Origin of the sequence: Streptomyces sp. NPDC059398, from assembly GCF_042751845.1 — a bacterium.
Lineage (GTDB): Bacteria > Actinomycetota > Actinomycetes > Streptomycetales > Streptomycetaceae > Streptomyces.
This window is the reverse complement of record NZ_JBHYWP010000010.1, coordinates 70,439-86,945: the sequence shown is the minus strand read 5'-3', so window position 1 is coordinate 86,945 and position 16,507 is coordinate 70,439. Positions and strand designations below refer to the sequence as shown.

Genomic DNA, 16,507 nt, shown 5'->3' with positions numbered 1-16,507 from the left:
CGGGTCTGTCTCCGACAGCGCTGTCTGGGGCGCGGGGCCCCCCACCTCGGGGGGGGCCCCCCCCCGCCCCCGCGGGGGGGGGGCGGCCCCCCCCCCTGCTGCGGCGGCGCCCGCGCCGCGCCGCTGCTCGCCGGACCCGGCCACCGGGCCCAGGAGGCGCGGGGCGGCTTCGATTACGAGGTGCCGCGAGGGCACACCGTACGAGAGAGGCAGGGCGGGGAGCAGTGTGGCGCCGACCGCCTCGGGGCGGGCCGGACGGCTGCCGACCGGCCGCCGGGTCCGTGCACCGCGCACGAGCCCGGCCGCCGACGTACCGTGCCGGACGCCCCGCGCCGACCGTCCCCCGCTTACAGCTTCGAGATCTCGTCCACCAGGTCGTCGAGGCCCAGCGACCCCTGCGACAGCGCGGCCATGTGCCAGGCCTTCGCGTCGAACGAATCGCCGTGCGCCTCCCGGGCGTTCTCCCGGCCCAGCAGCCACGCCCGCTCGCCCAGCTTGTACCCGATGGCCTGACCCGGCATCGACAGATAGCGGATGAGTTCGCTCTCCACGAAGTCGGCGGGCCGCCCGCTGTGGTTCCCGAAGAACTCCTGCGCCAGCTCGGGTGTCCAGCGCTCACCCGGGTGGAACGGCGAATCGGCCGGGATCTCCAGCCCCAGGTGCATGCCGATGTCCACGATCACCCGGCAGGCGCGCATCATCTGTGCGTCGAGGTATCCGAGCCTGCGCTCCGCGTCCGGCAGGAAGCCCAGCTCGTCCATGAGGCGCTCGGCGTAGAGCGCCCAGCCCTCGGCGTTGGCGCTGACCATCCCGACACTCGCCTGGTAACGGGAGAGCTGGTCCGAGACATGCACCCACTGCGCCAGCTGGAGATGGTGTCCGGGCACGCCCTCGTGGTACCAGGTGGAGACCAGGTCGTACACCGGGAAGCGGGTCTCGCCCATGGTGGGCAGCCAGGTGCAGCCCGGCCGTGAGAAGTCCTCCGACGGGGGCGTGTAGTACGGGGCCGCGGCGCCGCCCGGCGGTGCGATCCGGGACTCGACCTTCCGTACCCGCTCGGCGAGTTCGAAGTGGGTGCCGTCGAGCGCGTCCATCGCCTCCGTCATCAGGCCCTGGAGCCACTTCTGGACCTCGTCCACGCCCTCGATGTGCGTACCGTGCTCATCGAGGTGTGCCAGCGCCTCCCACGGGCCGGCGCCCGGAAGGATCTTCTCGGCCTCGGTCCTCATCTCGGCCAGCAGCCGGTGGTATTCGGACCAGCCGTACGCGTACGCCTCGTCCAGGTCCAGATCGGTGCCGTTGAAGTAGCGCGACCAGCGGGCGTACCGCTCGCGGCCGACCGTGTCCGGCGCGTCCTCCACCGCGGGGGCGTAGACATCGCGCATCCAGTCCCGGAGCGAGGCCACCGCGGCCGTCGCGGCACGCGCCGCCGTGTCCAGCTCCTTGCGCAGCGATTCCGGGCCCGCGGCTGCGAACTCCTCGAACCAGCCCGTGCCTTCGGCACCGGAACCGGCCCAATCGGAGAGCTGGCCGATGAAGGTCTCGGTGGGGCGCGGGCCGCCGAGCAGCCCCCGTTCGAGACCGAGGGCCAGGGACTCGCGGTACCCGTCGAGCGCGGCCGGCACCCCGCCGAGACGCTCCGCCACGGCCGTCCAGTCCTCCTCGGTCTCCGCCGGCGTCACGGTGAACACCTCGCGGACGGCATGGGCCGGGGAGTGGATGTTGCTGACGGCGCGCAGCGCCTCATCGGCCTCGTGCACGGCAAGTTCGGCGTTGAGCCGCTCGCGCAGCAGCCGCCCGCACCGGCGTTCGGCGTCGCTGTCCCCGCCCGGCCGGCGCTCCGCGGCGTCGAGTTCGGCCAGGGTCGCCCGCGCGAGCGAGGCGAGGGCGGCCTGCCCGGCGGGGGAGAAGTCCGGGAGGGAGCGGGAGCTCTCGCGTACTCCGAGGTAGGTACCGGTGATCGGGTCGAGAGCGATGAGGGAGTCGACATACGCGTCGGCGACCTGACGGGGCAGCGGGCTGTTGAGAGTCTGTGACATGCGGACATCTTCGTACGCCGGGGAGATCCGCGCCATCACTCCCCGGATCCGCGCTCCCGCTCACCCGGGGGCAGCAGCGGACCGCAGTCCCACTGCTGGAAGATCAGCCGGGTCTCGACGCGGGCCACCTCGCGGTGGGCCGTGAACTCGTCCAGGACCAGGCGCTGCAGATCCGCGGCGTCCGCCACCGCCACATGCACCAGATAGTCGTCAGGGCCGGTCAGATGGAAGAGGGCCCGTGACTCGGGCAGCCCCCGGATCCGCTCCACGAAGGGGCCGACCAGCTCCCGGCGGTGCGGACGTACCTGCACCGAGAGCAGCGCCTGGAGACCGCGCCCCAGCTTCGACGGGTCGAGCCGGAGCTGATGGCCCAGGATCACCCCGGAACGCCGCAGCCGCGCCACCCGGTCGAGACAGGTCGAAGCGGCGACCCCGGCCTCCGCCGCCAGCTCCCGGTAGGTGGTCCGTGCATCGTTCTGCAGGAGCCGGAGCAGATGCAGATCGACCGGATCCAGTACGACGGATTCGCCCATGAGCCGAACGTAACACGGGCAACGGCCCGAACTCCCCGGCAGGTGTTCAGAGTTCCCCCATGGAATCCGATGCCTCGACCACATCCAGGGCCCTGGCCACCGAAGCGGTGCACGCCGGACGCGAAGACCTCGCCGGTCTCGGCCTGCACGCCGTACCCATCGACCTGTCCACGACGTACCCCTCGTACGACAGCAGGCAGGAGGCGGCCAGGATCGACGAGTTCGCCGCCACCGGGGCCCGCCCCCAGGGTCCGCCGGTCTACGCCAGGCTCGACAACCCCACCACCGCACGCTTCGAGACGGCGCTCGCCCGGCTGGAGGGGGCCGCGAGCGCGGTGGCCTTCGCCAGCGGAATGGCCGCGCTCAGCGCTGTCCTGCTCGCACGGGCGAGCCAGGGACTGCGCCATGTCGTCGCGGTACGGCCGCTGTACGGGTGCAGCGACCATCTGCTCACCGCCGGGCTGCTCGGCACCGAGGTGACCTGGACGGACCCGGCGGGTGTCGCCGACGCGATCCGCCCGGACACCGGCCTGGTGATGGTCGAGACGCCGGCCAACCCGACGCTCGCCGAGATCGACATCCGGGCGCTCGCACACTCCTGCGGTGCGGTGCCCCTGCTGGTCGACAGCACCTTCGCGACCCCGGTCCTGCAGCGGCCGCTGGAGCACGGGGCGCGGATCGTGCTGCACAGCGCGACGAAGTACCTGGGCGGGCACGGCGATGTGCTGGCGGGGGTGGTGGCCTGTGACGAGGAGTTCGCACGGGCGCTGCGGCAGCTGCGGTTCGCGACCGGCGGTGTCCTGCATCCGCTCTCGGGCTATCTGCTGCTGCGCGGTCTTTCGACCCTGCCGGTCCGGATGCGGGCCGCCGCCGCCACGGCCGCCGAGCTGTCCCGCAGGCTGGCCCGCGACCCGAGGATCGCGGCGGTCCACTATCCGAAGCTGGGCGGCGCCATGGTGGCCTTCGAGGTCCACGGCGACCCGCACCGGGTGATCGCGGGGGTACGGCTGATCACTCCCGCCGTCAGCCTCGGCAGCGTCGACACCCTCATCCAGCACCCCGCCTCCATCAGCCACCGCATTGTGGCCGAGGGAGACCGGCGGTCCGCGGGGGTCAGCGAGCGGCTGCTGCGGATGTCGGTGGGCCTGGAGGACGTGGACGATCTCTGGGCGGACCTGGACGGGGCGCTCAGCTCGGGCTCTGCCCGTACGGCGCACCCGGCCCGTACGGCAGGCGACTCGGAAGCCCGTATCGCGGGCCGTGCCGAGGGCGAGCCGGTCGCCCGCTGACGCGCAGGCCTTGCGGAGGGCGAGCCGATCCGCCGCTGATGCGCAGGCCGTGCGGAGGGATCTGCCGCAGGGCCCTGCCGAGGGTCCTACGGCAGGTCGTGCGGCAGACCGTGGGCCGGACCCGAGTGCGCGGGCTTTGTCACCAGCCGTGCGGTGATCACCAGGGTGCCCTCCTCGATCTGGTAGTCGAGCGGCAGCCCGAGGCCGCGCATCGCCGCCACCATCCCGGTGTTGGACGCCTGCGTCACCGCGTACACGCTCTCGCACCCCGTCTCCTCGGCCAGCGCGACCAGCCGGCCGAGCAGCTCGGCGCCGATGCCGCGGCGCTGCCAGGCGTCCTCGACGAGCAGCGCGACCTCCGTCTCGTCGCCGTCCCACAGCAGGTGGCCGAGGCCGACGACGCGTCCCGAAGCGGTCTGCACGGCGAGGGTGCGGCCGAAGCGGGGGCTCAGCAGATGGCCGAGGTAGCGGTCCGCGTCGCCCACCGGGCCGTGGTAGCGCAGGCCCAGCGTCCGGTCGCTGCACCGCTCGTGCATCGCCCTGGCCGCGTCCGCGTCGTCCGGGCCCGCCCTGCGCACGGTGATCTCGTTTCCCTCGGGGAGGGTGAGGACATCCTTGCTGCGCGGCATCCGCGGGCCGAGGCGGGCATCGAGCTCGATGAGGGCCCGGGCGCGGGCGAACTCCGTGGGGGTGAACGGCAGATGGGGCCGCTCGACGGTGATCGTGCCCCCCGAGGGGTCGCGCAGCCGCATCACTCGCTCCTCCAGTACGCCTTCCGCCGGAATGGTCCCGTCCGGGGGTGCGCCACGTCCCGGCGCCGCGGGCAGCGAGTGGATGGTGCAGCGGCCGAGCAACTGCCTCAGCGCCAGCGGAAGTTCGGCGGCGTCCAGGGCTGTGCGGGTGGCGAGGGCCAGAACCCTGGCCGGTGTGTCGACCAGGTCATGGGTGTCCGCGCGCTCGATCCAGGTGTCGTGCCCGCCCGCCGCGGCGACCTCGTGGCCGAGCTGCCGGGACTGGACGGTGCTGGGGGCACGGAGCAGGAACTCGTCGACCGTGCCTTCGGTGAGCGGGTGGGTCTGGAGGGTCAGGATGTCGATCCGGTGACGGGCCAGCGCTGTGCACAGGGCGGCCAGGCTGCCTGGCTCGTCCCGTACGGTCGTCCGCATCCGCCAGAGCACGGTCTCGGACCGGCCCAACTCGTTCGTGTCGCTGTCGCTGTCGCTGCTGGTGTCGGTGTCGTGGCTGCTGAGCGGGCGCCGGCCGTGGGGTGTGCCGTGCGCGGCAGCCGTGCCGTGCGCGCCGGGCGGCCGCGACGGCGGCGCGTGGCTGTGACGCTGGGCCCACCAGAGGTGGAACGCCGCCGTGCCGATGAGCGCCACCGCGGCTGCGACCAGGAGGAAGGGCCCGTCGGGCCCGTGTGCGACGAGGTTGGCCAGGGCATCGGCGAGAGCGACGGCGGTGAACAGGGCGGCGAGTTCGATGAGGTCCCGGCGCCAGTGGTGCGGGCGGCGGGCGCTCTTCGCGGGATTCACATCGGTCATGGCCTCACTGTGACCGAGCGGTGTTGCGTGATCACGAACAGCCTGTGACTGATGGGTTAAGTGTGCTTTTGGCTGATTGAGCACCCTTTTCTGCCGGAAAAGACGTGAAGCATCCGGTCCGGCGCCCCATGGTGACGCAGTTGCCATTGAACGTACCCCCTCACCCCAAGTGAACCGACAAGGGCCTCAATTGGTTCCTGCCGGCAGCAGGATCCCCCGCCCGGTCTCCGGCGGCGCCAGATGCGCGTATCCGGGCGCCAGATGTACGACGTCGTCGCGGGGCCGGACGGTTCCGTGGTCGGGCGGCGGACGCACCGCGACACCCACCGGGCCGCCCGTTTCAGGAACCGGCCCGGGGGGCGTGAACGTCCGGCAGGGCTCAGCGGCTGGTGTCGAGGATGACGCGGGCCACCAGAGCGGGGTCGTCGTTCATCGGGACATGTCCGCAGCCGGGCAGCCGCACCAGCCGGGCGCCCGGCATGGTCCGCTTGGCCCGGACGCCCTGACGGCGCAGGAGGATACGGTCCTTCGTGCCCCAGGCCACGGTGACGGGCACGCCACTCACCTCGGAGGTGAAGAGCACGTCCCGGCCGGCGGCGAGCGTCTCGTCGAAACCGGTGGCGGTGCGCAGGGCCAGGGTCTCGGCGACGACCGCATCGGGTGAACGGCGGCCGGGCCGTGCGTAGATGGTGCCGGTGAGGGCCGCCCGCCCGGCCGACGAGCGCGACAGCCGCTCGACCACCGGGAGCGGCAGCAGCCGCGCTCCCTGCCGCATCGCCGCCAGCGTCGAGAACGCGTAACGCCGCTCGGCCTGTGTCCAGAACCCGGCCGGCGAGAGCGCGGTGACCGACCGTACGAGACCCCTGCTGCCCAGCTCAAGTGCGAGCAGACCACCGAGCGAGTTCCCCGCCACATGGGGCCGTTCGATCCCGAGCGCCCCGCACATCGCACCGAGTACGGGCACGACCGACGCGAGGTCGTACGGCACCCCGTCGGGCAGCGCGGGCGAGGTACCGAACCCGGGCAGGTCCACGGTGATGACCTCGCGTTCGGCGGCCAGGATGTGCACGACCGGGGCCCACGCCTGCTGATGGTGGCCGATGCCGTGCAGCAGCAGGAGCGGGGCGCCGGATCCGGTGCGTTCGTACGCGACCGAGACCGGCTTCTGCCCTTTCGGGGTGTCGACCGTGAAGGAGACCTGGGCGGCCATGCTGCTGCTCCCTGATCCGGCCCGATCCAGACGGCAGGCCCTAGACGTTGTGTCAGCAACAATTACCCTTGAGTAGCTTGCACTTCAAGTGGGCGGCCCGGGGCAGATCCGAGCCCGTCCCGCCGTTTTCCTCCGGCGATTCCTTCTGGACACGGGCGGGCCGGTCGGCTGGGATGGGGGAGTGGCGACCGATACCGCGACCGACCTCTTCGAAGAGCACCGCTCCGTGCTGACGGGTGTGGCCTACCGCATGCTCGGCCGGGTCGCCGACGCCGAGGATGTCGTACAGGAGGCGTGGCTGCGCTGGTCGGCGGCCGACCGCGGGGATGTACGCGAACCGCGAGCCTTCCTCGTCCGCGTCACCACCCGGCTGGCTCTCGACCGGCTCAGGCATGTGCAGTCGCAGCGCGAGGCCTATGTCGGACCATGGCTCCCCGAGCCGCTGGCCACGGACTTCGGGTCTGCCGTTCCGGACACGGCCGAGCAGGCGGTGCTCGCCGAGTCCGTGTCGTTCGCCGTTCTCGTGGTCCTGGAATCGCTCTCACCGCTGGAGCGCGCGGTGTTCGTGCTGCGGGAGGCCTTCGGCTTCCCGTACGCCGAGATCGCCGTGGTGCTCGACCGCGGCGAGGCGGCCGTGCGCCAGCTCGCCGGGCGGGCCCGGCGCCATATGAAGGAACGCAAACCGCGGTACGACGTCGATCCGGCCGAACGCCGGGATCTGACCGAACGGTTCCTCGCCGCGGCCTCCGGCGGGAACCTGGATGAGCTGATGGCCCTGCTCACGCCCGGAGTTCGCCTGGTGGGGGACAGTGGCGGCAAGGCCCAGGCGCCGCTGCGCGTCATCGAGAGCGCGGACAAGGTGGGCCGGTTCCTGGCCGGGGTCGCGGAGAAGGGCGTCGAGGGCGCCGAGTTCCAGGTGAGGGAGATCAACGGCGCCCCGGCGATCGTGGTGATCGCCCGCGGCGGCACTGTGGACTCCGTCGTGCAGGCGGAGGTCAGGGACGGTCTCATCGCCGAGCTCTATATCGTGCGCAATCCTGACAAACTCCTGCTGCTCCCGGCGGAGTAGGGCGCTCCGGCTCTTCCCGTCCACGCGAGGCCCGGCCCCCTTCCCCGGCCGGTGTTCCCGGCCTCCCTGGCCGCCGACCGTCCTGCTTCGCCCCGGTGCTCCGGCTCCGCTCATAGCCGTCTGGTCACGGCGCTCCGAGCGATAACTTTTCATGAACGCTCTGCGTCATTACGCGACTCCGCTCCGCTGTCGCGCGAGGATTGGTCTTGACCAAGAAGAGGTGCCGCCCTACTCTCACAGAGTTAGTGCAGGAACCTTTAATAAACAAGGGCACGGAAAAGCCGCCGGGCATACGGCGATTGCGGAGGATCAGGGTGGGGACCACGCAGCTGGAATCGGTGCCGGAGCCGAAGTACTGGCACCTCAAGACCGTGCTCACTGACGCGCTGGACTCGGAGTTCACGGTCGGGGAGATCCTCCCGAACGAGCGTGAACTCGCCGCCCGCTTCGGTGTCGCGCGCGCCACGCTGCGTCAGGCGCTGGAGCAGCTGGAGCTGGAAGGCCGTCTGCAGCGCCGCCGGGGGGTGGGTACCACTGTCGCCCCGCCGCGTGTCGGTGTCGATGTGTCGACTTCCCAGCAGGCCTGGCCCGGCGCGTCGGATGATGCCTGGCAGCCGGTCGAGTGCGGCAGCGCGGCGCCGCCCACCGCCGTCGGGCGTCTGCTGGAGGCGGACGGCGACGCGTCGGTGCACACCGTACGCAGGGTCCGGGTGACGCATGGTCAGACCGTGGCCACCGAGCTGGTGTACGTACCGGACGCCTCCGTGCCCGCACTGTCCGCCATAGAGGCCCCGTCAGGCCCGTCACGTGCACGCGCGGTCCTGCGCGAGCTGCAGCATCTGGACCTCGACGGCCAGGACCGTGCTGTCGAACTCGGCTCGGCCCGCGCCGACGACGCCAAGGAACTCGACCGGCTGCCCGGCGCTCCGGTGCTCGTCGTCACCACCCGGTACATCGCGGGCGGCAGGACCGTGGCGGTGTCGGTGGCCACTTACCGGGCGGACACCTGCCGGCTCACCTTCGGTGACTCGGGCGACCTGGAGATCAGCGACCAACTGCCCGGCGACAAGAAGGCTTCCTGACCCCGGGCGTCCCCTGCCAGTTACGCACCCGTCCGGCGTGAGGGACGCACCGGGCGCGGAGCTGGTGTGTGGGACGCACTGGTGCGGAGCTGGTGTGTGGGACGCACTGGTGCGGAGCCCCTGTTCGGGGGACGGACCCACCTGCCGGGACGGGCCCTTCCGGTGACGGGCGTCAGCGGCGGGCCGTCACCGTGCCCTCCACGGCGAAGAGTTCCTCCTCCACGTGGTCGAGCGCCAGCCGCAGCGCACCGGTCGCCACCGCGGCCTCACCGAGCACGGACAGCGCGACCCGGGGAGGGCGCAGACAGTAGCGCGCCAACTCGCCGCGCAGCGGCTCGAGCACCCCGTCGAGTCCGGCCGCCCAGCCGCCGATCACCACTAGCTCGGGGTCGAGCGCCAGGACCAGCGCAGCCACATCGTGGACCAGCCGCTGGATGAACCGCTCGACGGCGGCCCGCGCCCGGGTGTCACCTTCCTTCGCATGTGTGAAGACCTCGGCGACCGCGCGCTCGTCCAGCGGGTGGAGCGGCTCGTCGGTCGTGGAGAGCAGCTTCTCGGGCCTGACCCCGCGCCCCAGCAGATGCAGCGCGCCGATCTCGCCCGCCGCGCCGCCGAACCCGCGGTGCAGCCGACCGCCGATCAGCGATCCCGCCCCGGGACTCAGCCCCGCGAGCACGAAGACGATGTCGTCGGAGTCCGTCGCCGCACCCTTCCAGTGCTCGGCCACGGCCGCCGCGTTGGCATCGTTCTCGACCAGGACCGGGCAGCGGAACGACCGCTGCAGCCGCTCGCCCAGCGCAAGCCCGGTCCACCCGGGAAGCGCGGTGCCCAGCCGGACCGTCCCGTCGGCCTCCACGATCCCGGGGCTGCCGACACCCACCGCGCGCAGAGTGCTCCGTGCGACTCCGGCCCGGCGCAGCACATCCGCCACGGTGCTCCGTACCCGCTCCAGCCGCTCGTCCGCCGGCGCCGTCTCCGGTACTTCGCGTGAACCGGCGCCGATGATCTCTCCGTCAAGGCCGGAGACCAGGGCGGCCACCCGGTGCGGTCCGATCTCGATACCGAGCAGATGCCCGGCCTCGGCACGGAAACGGAACCGCCGCGCCGGACGTCCCTGACGCCTGGTCTCGCCCTCCTCCTCCGGGGCGTCCTCGACGACGAGACCGGCCGCCATCAGCCCTTCGATCACGCCCTCGACCGTAGGCCGCGACAGCCCGGTGATACGGGTGAGATCCGTCAGGGTCGGGAACACCTCGCCGCGCAGTGCGTGCAGCACCACGGATGAGTTGATCCGTCGCAGCAACGAGGGATCCCCGCCGGTCAGCTGCCCCAACGTCGTCCTCCCAGCTCAGCTCATGCGTGTGTGCCCGGATGGTACCGGGTGACAGGTCGTGCTGCGAGCGGCTGCCGAACCGGTGCCGGCTCGGGCGGGCGCCACGAACCCGGACTCGTACGCGGCAATCACCGCTTGTCTACGGTCGCGGGCTCCCAGCTCCCAGCTCCCGGCCCCGGCTCCCAGCCTCCGGCTTCGCCGGCACCGCACCGACGTGAAGCAGGGTGCGGGCCTTGCCGACCTCCCGCCGTCCCCGGCCCCGTCCCCGGCCCCGGCGGCCAACTGTCAGTGCCGGAGGGTTTACTGAGTGGATGACCACCGCTCAGTACGTCGCCACCATCGACCGTCTGCGGGCCCGTGCGTTCCCCCTCCGGCGCGGGTGGTCGGACACCGGACCGGGCGGCCCCGGATATCACCTGGCGGTTCTGGTCAGCTGCGACGCGTTGAGCGGCGGGGGCAGAGGCCCCGAAGCCGGGGACCAGTTCCGGGCCGAGTACGAGGGCCTTGTGGCTGTGCTGGACTCCCGATGGGGCGAGGCGCAGGTGTGCAGCCTGTGGAGCATGCTGACCCGGCGGTTGGAGGGGGAGGAGATACCGGAGCCTTGGGATGAGCTGTGCACCACCATGTCGTTCCTCCATCTCTGGAGGGCGGAAGAACGGTGGATCGCCATCGGTGCCGTGGAGGGGGCGGCGGCCGGAACACCGGAAGCGCAGGCGGCACGGGAGTTGCGGAAGATACCGGAATGCGACAAGCAGGAGTTGCGCCTGGTCGTGGTGGTCACTGAAGTGGACCCGCCGTAGCGTACGGCGGGTCCAGCCGGGCGGCTCCGGTGGTTACAGCTTGGCCCCGGGCAGTGCGGTCTGTGGCACCGCAGTGGGTGCCGCTGAGGTCTGTGCGGCTGCGCGCAGTCTGCCGTACTCCTCGGCCATCGTCGCCGCGGTCCAGTGGGCGTTGAGGCCGCTCGGGTTGGGCAGTACCCAGATCCGGGTCGAGCCGATCGCGCGGGTCTGCGATCCGATCCGGGCCTTGGGTTCGCGGAAGGCCGTGCGGTAGGCGGTGACGCCCACGACCGCGAGCCAACGCGGCCTCAGCCGCTCCACCTTGGCGGTCAGCACGCGCCCGCCCTCGCGGTACTCCTCGGCGCTCAGCTCATCGGCGCGGGCCGATGCCCGCGCCACCACATTGGTGATGCCGAGGCCGAGGGCGAGCAGTTCGTCCTGTTCCGACGGGGCGAACCTGCGGGGCGTGAATCCCGACAGATGCAGCACCGGCCAGAACCGGTTGCCGGGCCTGGCGAAGTGATGGCCGGTCGCGGCCGTCATCAGGCCGGGGTTGATCCCGCAGAACAGTACGTCCAAGCCCTCGGCGACCACATCGGGGACGATGCGGTCGCGGGCGGCTTCGAGCTCTTCGGACCTCATCGCCGGATCAGAGGATCGAGCCGGGGGCGTAGGCGGCGGCCTCCGGGTACCGCTTGGAGACCTCCTCGATCCGTGAGACCACGGCGGCCACCTGGGCGCCCGCTGCGCCGGTGAAGGACAGCTTGTCGGCCATCAGTGCGTCCAGCTGCGCGCGGTCGAGCGGCATCCGCTCGTCAGCCGCCAGCTTGTCGAGGAGTTCGTTGCGCTCGGCGCCCTGCTCGCGCATGGCGAGCGCGGACGCGACCGCGTGCTCCTTGATGACCTCGTGCGCCACCTCGCGGCCGACCCCCGCCCGTACGGCGCCCATCAGCACCTTGGTGGTGGCCAGGAACGGGAGATACCGGTCCAGTTCACGGGCGACGACGGCCGGGAAGGCGCCGAACTCGTCGAGCACCGTCAGGAAGGTCTCAAGCAGTCCGTCGAAGGCGAAGAACGCGTCGGGCAGGGCGACCCGGCGGACGACCGAGCACGAGACGTCGCCCTCGTTCCACTGGTCACCGGCCAGCTCGCCGGTCATCGAGGCATATCCGCGCAGGATCACCATCAGACCGTTGACCCGCTCGCAGGAGCGCGTGTTCATCTTGTGCGGCATCGCGGACGAACCGACCTGACCCGGCTTGAAGCCCTCCGTCACCAGCTCGTGCCCGGCCATCAGCCGGATCGTCCTGGCCAAAGAAGAGGGGGCCCCCGCCAGCTGGACCAGAGCGGTCACCACTTCGTAGTCGAGCGAGCGGGGGTACACCTGGCCGACCGAGGTGAAGGCGTGCGCGAAGCCGAGGTGTTCGGCGATCCGCTGCTCCAGCCCGGCCAGCTTCGACTCGTCGCCGCCCAGCAGGTCGAGCATGTCCTGGGCGGTGCCGACCGGGCCCTTGATGCCGCGCAGCGGATAACGCCCCAGCAGGTCCTCAAGCCGTCCGAACGCCGCCAGGAGTTCATCGGCGGCCGTCGCGAAGCGCTTGCCCAGCGTCGTCGCCTGCGCCGCCACATTGTGCGAACGCCCGGCCATCACCAGCTCGGCGTGGTCACCGGCCAGCCTGCCGAGACGGGCGAGTGCGGCGACGGTGCGGTCCCGCATCAGCTCCAGGGAGAGCCGGATCTGCAGCTGCTCGACGTTCTCGGTGAGGTCGCGCGAGGTCATGCCCTTGTGGATCTGCTCATGCCCCGCGAGGGCGTTGAACTCCTCGATCCGCGCCTTCACATCGTGCCGTGTGACCTTCTCGCGCTCGGCGATCGACGCCAGATCGACCTGGTCGAGCACCCGCTCGTAGTCGGCGAGCGCGTTCTCCGGCACCTCGATCCCGAGATCCTGCTGGGCCCGCAGTACGGCGAGCCAGAGCCGGCGCTCCAGCCTGACCTTCTGCTCGGGGGACCAGAGGACGGCGAGCTCCGTTGAGGCGTAGCGGCCGGCCAGGACGTTGGGGATGCGAGGCTTTGCAGTCACGTGAAGGCATTCTACTGGCGGTTCCTGCAGGCCGGTGCCCCGGTTCTGTTCGTAGGTTGCTACGGGGTTCGGATCGGGACACCGCGTTCGAATATGCGTTCGGGTACGCTGGGTCGTATGGCTGTCCACCTGCAGAGTTCCCTCTTCGACCAGGGCGACGCGACCGGTCTGCGCCCCCTGGCCGAGGTGCGCCGCAGCCGGCTGGGGCGGGGCGCCTGGATCGATGTACTGCCGCAGTGGCTCGCCGGGGCGGACGCGCTCTTCGACGTGCTGGTGCGGGACGTCCCCTGGCACGCGGAGCAGCGCTTCATGTACGAGCGGGTGGTGGAGGTGCCGCGGCTGCTGTCGTTCTTCGGCGCGGACGATCCTCTGCCGCACCCGGTGCTCGACGAGGCCCGTGACGCACTCGGGGCGCACTACGCGGATGAACTCGGAGAGCCCTTCACCACGGCCGGACTCTGCTTCTACCGGGACGGGCGGGACGGCGTGGCCTGGCACGGGGACACCATCGGCCGGGGCAGCAGGGAGGACACGATGGTGGCCATCCTCTCCCTCGGCGCTCCCCGGAGCCTGGCGCTCCGGCCGCGAGGCGGCGGCCGCACCGTACGCACACCGCTGGGGCACGGCGACCTCATCGTGATGGGCGGCAGCTGCCAGCGCACCTGGGAGCACGCGATCCTGAAGACGGCGCGCCCTGTGGGGCCCCGCATCAGTGTGCAGTTCCGCCCGCACGGAGTGCGCTGAGGAGCGCCGGCCGAGCGGACTGAGACGTACGTGCCGGTCAGCAGTGCGTCGGGCTGCCCCGTACGCGAGTCCGTACGTCCACGGCGGTGTGCCGGGGCCGGCCGGACCGTCGCACCGGGACGGCTCGGGAAAAACGGGTACGGATCCTGGACCGCCGCCCAGCTCCTTCCACCGGCCCGGAGCCCGCCATGCTGCTTCATGAACTCGCCGCCACCTCCCGCGCCGTCGCTTCGGAATCCGCCAGGAACACGAAGACCGCCCTGCTGGCGGAGTATCTGCGGGGCCTGCGGCCGGATGACCTGCCTGCGGCCGTGTCCCTGCTCTCCGGCGAGTCCAGGCGGATGCGGATCGGAGTGGGACCCGCCGCTCTGCGCGACCTTCCGGAACCCGCCGCTGATCCGTCGCTCGGTGTACGGGAAACCCTGGACGTCCTGGCCGCACTGGCCGCCGTGCACGGGCCCGGTTCGCGGGACGAACGCGGTGCGCTGCTCCGCGGGCTGTTCTCCCGGGCCACGGCTTCGGAGCAGTCGTTCCTCGGCGCCGTCCTGGTGGGTGAACTGCGGCAGGGCGCACTCGACTCCGTGGTGGCGGACGCGGTGGCGAAGGCCGCCGGGGTGGCCGCGTCGGACGTCAGACGGGCCCTGATGTTCCGCGGCTCGGCCCGCGCCGTGGCGGCGGCCGCGCTGTCAGGCGGGCCGGCGGCGCTGCGGGCGTTCGGCCTCGAAGTGGGCAGGCCGGTGCGGCCGATGCTCGCAGCGGCGGCGCCCGATGTGGCCGCCGCCCTGGAACGGGCCGGGACCGCCGCTCTGGAGTGGAAGCTGGACGGCATCCGGGTCCAGGTCCACCGCGACGGCGACACCATCGCTGTCTTCACCCGGAGCCTGGACGACATCACCTCGCGGGTGCCCGAAGTGGTCGAGGCGGTGGCGGAGCTGCCGGTGCGCTCCGCGGTCCTCGACGGGGAGGCCATCGCTGTCGGGCCCGACGAGCGCCCACTGCCGTTCCAGGTGACGGCCGCCCGTACCGCGTCCCGCCAGGACCCGGACCGGCTGCGCGCCGAAGTGCCCCTGCGGGTCTACTTCTTCGACTTGCTGCACCGCGACGGCGCCGAACTCATCGACCTGCCTGCAAGGACCCGCTGGGAGGCGCTCGACGCGGTGGTGCCCGCGGAACTCCGCGTTCCGCGGGCGGTCACCGGTGACACGGCCGAAGCCGAGCGGTACTTCGCGGACGCCGTCGCGCGGGGACAGGAGGGTGTGGTGGTGAAGGACCCCGCAGCGCCGTACGCGGCGGGGCGGCGCGGGGCCGGGTGGATCAAGGTGAAGCCCCGGCACACGCTGGACCTGGTGGTGACCGCGGTGGAGTGGGGGCATGGAAGGCGGCAGGGCATGCTCAGCAACCTCCATCTCGCCGCTCGCGGCGAGGCAGGGGATCCCGGTCCTTGGGTGATGCTCGGCAAGACCTTCAAGGGCCTCACCGATGAACTGCTGGTCTGGCAGACCCGTGAACTGCTGGCGCGCGAGGTCAGCAGGGACGGGTACGTGGTGCGGGTGCGGCCCGAGCTGGTGGTGGAGGTGGCATTCGACGGCCTGCAGCGAAGCCCGCGCTATCCGGCCGGTCTCGCGCTGCGCTTCGCCCGTGTGCTGCGCTACCGCGAGGACAAGGGCCCCGCCGACGCGGACACCGTTTCCACGGTCCGCGCCCTCGCCCGTGAGGCCCTCTGATCCGGCTGCCGAAGATCCCTTCGCCCGGGAGTGATCCGGATCCCGCCCGACTCCCGACTCCCGACTCCTGACTTCATGCGAGTTGTCCACGCCCGCCCATAGGCCGCCGCTCTACGCCCTGCCGCCGTCTCACGACGACGGCCCGCCCCAGGAATGCCGTACCGGCCGACCCACGCCGTACCGCCATGCCCCTACGACACGTCCCGCGTCACCTCAAGCCGGCGCCAGCCGGTCACGGGACCGGGGTTGCCGTCGTCCGCCGGCGTGATCCAGAACGCCTTCCCGCTGTCGGGGCAGAACTGGGCACCGTTGCGCCCGTCACCCGATGAGCGTCCGGTCAGCCGCCGCCCTATCCACGGCACCAGATGCTCGCGTGCGAACCGCAGATCGCTGGTACGCCGTGCCGCCCAGCGGGCCGCAGAGGCCGGGGGCAGCGGCGCCCGCCAGTCGTCCTCAGCCGCGAGTCCCAGCGTCTGCCACACCGCTTCGGCCACCCGGCGATGGCCCTCCGCCGTCAGATGCAGCCGGTCCACGTCCCACAGCCGCTGGTCCCCGAGGGCCGGAGCACCGTAGAGGTCGACCACCAGCGCGCCGTGCCGTGCGGCCAGGTCGTCGATGAAGGTGAACAGCTCCTCCATGCGAGGGCGGAAGCGTTCCATCACCGGCCCGTTCCGCCCCGGGCTGCGCATCAGTACCAGCTGCCCGCAGGCCGGAGCCAGCCGCCCCGCCGCCTCCTCAAGCCGTCCGCGCACCATTCCCATGTCGCACTTGGGGCGCAGCGTGTCATTGAGTCCTCCGACCAGTGTCACCACGTCGGGCCGTAGCGCCGCCGCCGCTTCCGCCTGTTCGTCCGCGATCTGGCCGATCAGTTTTCCCCGTACGGCGAGATTGGCGTAGCGGAAGCCGGGGGTCCGTGCCGCCAGGCGTGCGGCGAGCACGTCGGCCCACCCGCGGTACGAGCCGTCGGGCAGGCCGTCGGACATTCCCTCGGTGAAGGAGTCGCCGACCGCGACCAGACTGGTGTAGGAGGCATTCAATTCCATCGCCGGATGATCCTAGCGTGGTGCCCGGCCGTCCGTAG

General features: G+C 71.8%; 14 protein-coding genes and 1 pseudogene. 6 read left to right on the top strand and 9 right to left on the bottom strand.

Going from position 1 to position 16,507, the window contains the following annotated elements; translation table 11 throughout:
• Positions 1–347: 347 nt before the first annotated feature.
• Together ACFXBC_RS06185 and ACFXBC_RS06180 are read right to left on the bottom strand one after the other, a co-directional pair.
• Positions 348–2,039, bottom strand: a complete 1,692-nt coding sequence (locus ACFXBC_RS06185; protein ID WP_385019232.1) for a DUF885 domain-containing protein — start codon at positions 2,037–2,039, stop codon at positions 348–350.
• A gap of 35 nt (positions 2,040–2,074) precedes the next feature.
• Positions 2,075–2,572, bottom strand: coding sequence for an Lrp/AsnC family transcriptional regulator (locus ACFXBC_RS06180; protein WP_385019229.1), 498 nt, complete (start codon positions 2,570–2,572; stop codon positions 2,075–2,077).
• Positions 2,573–2,631: 59 nt separating this feature from the next.
• On the opposite strand from ACFXBC_RS06180, the gene ACFXBC_RS06175 reads away from it, so the two are divergent.
• Positions 2,632–3,861: a trans-sulfuration enzyme family protein gene (locus ACFXBC_RS06175; RefSeq protein ID WP_385019227.1), complete on the top strand. Its 1,230-nt coding sequence runs from the start codon at positions 2,632–2,634 to the stop codon at positions 3,859–3,861.
• 86 nt (positions 3,862–3,947) lie between these two features.
• On the opposite strand, the gene ACFXBC_RS06170 is transcribed toward ACFXBC_RS06175, so the two are convergent.
• Both ACFXBC_RS06170 and ACFXBC_RS06165 read right to left on the bottom strand, forming a co-directional pair.
• On the bottom strand, positions 3,948–5,402 hold the full coding sequence (locus ACFXBC_RS06170) for a GNAT family N-acetyltransferase (protein ID WP_385019225.1): 1,455 nt from the start codon (positions 5,400–5,402) through the stop codon (positions 3,948–3,950).
• A gap of 379 nt (positions 5,403–5,781) precedes the next feature.
• Complete coding sequence (locus ACFXBC_RS06165; protein ID WP_385019223.1) at positions 5,782–6,612, bottom strand: alpha/beta fold hydrolase; 831 nt, start codon at positions 6,610–6,612, stop codon at positions 5,782–5,784.
• 181 nt (positions 6,613–6,793) lie between these two features.
• Between ACFXBC_RS06165 and sigJ the strand changes: the two genes are divergently transcribed.
• Together sigJ and ACFXBC_RS06155 are read left to right on the top strand one after the other, a co-directional pair.
• On the top strand, positions 6,794–7,681 hold the full coding sequence (gene sigJ, locus ACFXBC_RS06160) for an RNA polymerase sigma factor SigJ (protein ID WP_385019221.1): 888 nt from the start codon (positions 6,794–6,796) through the stop codon (positions 7,679–7,681).
• Positions 7,682–7,995: 314 nt separating this feature from the next.
• Positions 7,996–8,763 carry a GntR family transcriptional regulator gene (locus ACFXBC_RS06155; RefSeq protein ID WP_385019219.1) on the top strand — a complete coding sequence of 256 codons (768 nt, stop codon included), beginning with the start codon at positions 7,996–7,998 and terminating at the stop codon, positions 8,761–8,763.
• A gap of 172 nt (positions 8,764–8,935) precedes the next feature.
• Here the strand turns inward: ACFXBC_RS06155 and ACFXBC_RS06150 are convergent, their stop codons facing one another.
• Both ACFXBC_RS06150 and ACFXBC_RS06145 read right to left on the bottom strand, forming a co-directional pair.
• On the bottom strand, positions 8,936–10,096 hold the full coding sequence (locus ACFXBC_RS06150; RefSeq protein WP_385019217.1) for an ROK family protein: 1,161 nt from the start codon (positions 10,094–10,096) through the stop codon (positions 8,936–8,938).
• A 96-nt stretch (positions 10,097–10,192) separates the two neighbouring features.
• Positions 10,193–10,258: pseudogene (locus ACFXBC_RS06145) on the bottom strand (DNA-binding response regulator); the annotation flags it as partial.
• 149 nt (positions 10,259–10,407) lie between these two features.
• On the opposite strand from ACFXBC_RS06145, the gene ACFXBC_RS06140 reads away from it, so the two are divergent.
• On the top strand, positions 10,408–10,896 hold the full coding sequence (locus tag ACFXBC_RS06140; RefSeq protein WP_385019215.1) for a hypothetical protein: 489 nt from the start codon (positions 10,408–10,410) through the stop codon (positions 10,894–10,896).
• A 33-nt stretch (positions 10,897–10,929) separates the two neighbouring features.
• On the opposite strand, the gene mug is transcribed toward ACFXBC_RS06140, so the two are convergent.
• On the bottom strand, positions 10,930–11,517 hold the full coding sequence (gene mug / locus ACFXBC_RS06135; protein ID WP_385019213.1) for a G/U mismatch-specific DNA glycosylase: 588 nt from the start codon (positions 11,515–11,517) through the stop codon (positions 10,930–10,932).
• A 7-nt stretch (positions 11,518–11,524) separates the two neighbouring features.
• A complete protein-coding gene (gene purB / locus ACFXBC_RS06130; protein ID WP_385019211.1) occupies positions 11,525–12,958 on the bottom strand; it encodes an adenylosuccinate lyase in 1,434 nt (477 codons plus the stop codon).
• A gap of 117 nt (positions 12,959–13,075) precedes the next feature.
• Here purB and ACFXBC_RS06125 point away from each other — a divergent pair, with 117 nt between their 5' ends.
• Together ACFXBC_RS06125 and ACFXBC_RS06120 are read left to right on the top strand one after the other, a co-directional pair.
• Entirely contained in the window at positions 13,076–13,702 is a 627-nt protein-coding gene (locus tag ACFXBC_RS06125) for an alpha-ketoglutarate-dependent dioxygenase AlkB (RefSeq protein ID WP_385019209.1), read from the top strand.
• Between the two features lie 188 nt (positions 13,703–13,890).
• Positions 13,891–15,426, top strand: a complete 1,536-nt coding sequence (locus ACFXBC_RS06120) for an ATP-dependent DNA ligase (protein WP_385019207.1) — start codon at positions 13,891–13,893, stop codon at positions 15,424–15,426.
• Between the two features lie 191 nt (positions 15,427–15,617).
• Here the strand turns inward: ACFXBC_RS06120 and ACFXBC_RS06115 are convergent, their stop codons facing one another.
• Positions 15,618–16,469: an SGNH/GDSL hydrolase family protein gene (locus tag ACFXBC_RS06115; RefSeq protein ID WP_385019204.1), complete on the bottom strand. Its 852-nt coding sequence runs from the start codon at positions 16,467–16,469 to the stop codon at positions 15,618–15,620.
• Positions 16,470–16,507: the final 38 nt, after the last annotated feature.

What these genes read in the sequence shown, in the direction of transcription:
- ACFXBC_RS06185 (WP_385019232.1), bottom strand. Translation starts at nt 2,039, where the DNA reads ATGTCACAGACTCTCAACAGCCCGCTGCCCCGTCAGGTCGCCGACGCG.
- ACFXBC_RS06180 (WP_385019229.1), bottom strand. Translation starts at nt 2,572, where the DNA reads ATGGGCGAATCCGTCGTACTGGATCCGGTCGATCTGCATCTGCTCCGG.
- ACFXBC_RS06175 (WP_385019227.1), top strand. Translation starts at nt 2,632, where the DNA reads ATGGAATCCGATGCCTCGACCACATCCAGGGCCCTGGCCACCGAAGCG.
- ACFXBC_RS06170 (WP_385019225.1), bottom strand. Translation starts at nt 5,402, where the DNA reads ATGACCGATGTGAATCCCGCGAAGAGCGCCCGCCGCCCGCACCACTGG.
- ACFXBC_RS06165 (WP_385019223.1), bottom strand. Translation starts at nt 6,612, where the DNA reads ATGGCCGCCCAGGTCTCCTTCACGGTCGACACCCCGAAAGGGCAGAAG.
- ACFXBC_RS06140 (WP_385019215.1), top strand. Translation starts at nt 10,408, where the DNA reads ATGACCACCGCTCAGTACGTCGCCACCATCGACCGTCTGCGGGCCCGT.
- mug (WP_385019213.1), bottom strand. Translation starts at nt 11,517, where the DNA reads ATGAGGTCCGAAGAGCTCGAAGCCGCCCGCGACCGCATCGTCCCCGAT.
- ACFXBC_RS06125 (WP_385019209.1), top strand. Translation starts at nt 13,076, where the DNA reads ATGGCTGTCCACCTGCAGAGTTCCCTCTTCGACCAGGGCGACGCGACC.
- ACFXBC_RS06120 (WP_385019207.1), top strand. Translation starts at nt 13,891, where the DNA reads ATGCTGCTTCATGAACTCGCCGCCACCTCCCGCGCCGTCGCTTCGGAA.
- ACFXBC_RS06115 (WP_385019204.1), bottom strand. Translation starts at nt 16,469, where the DNA reads ATGGAATTGAATGCCTCCTACACCAGTCTGGTCGCGGTCGGCGACTCC.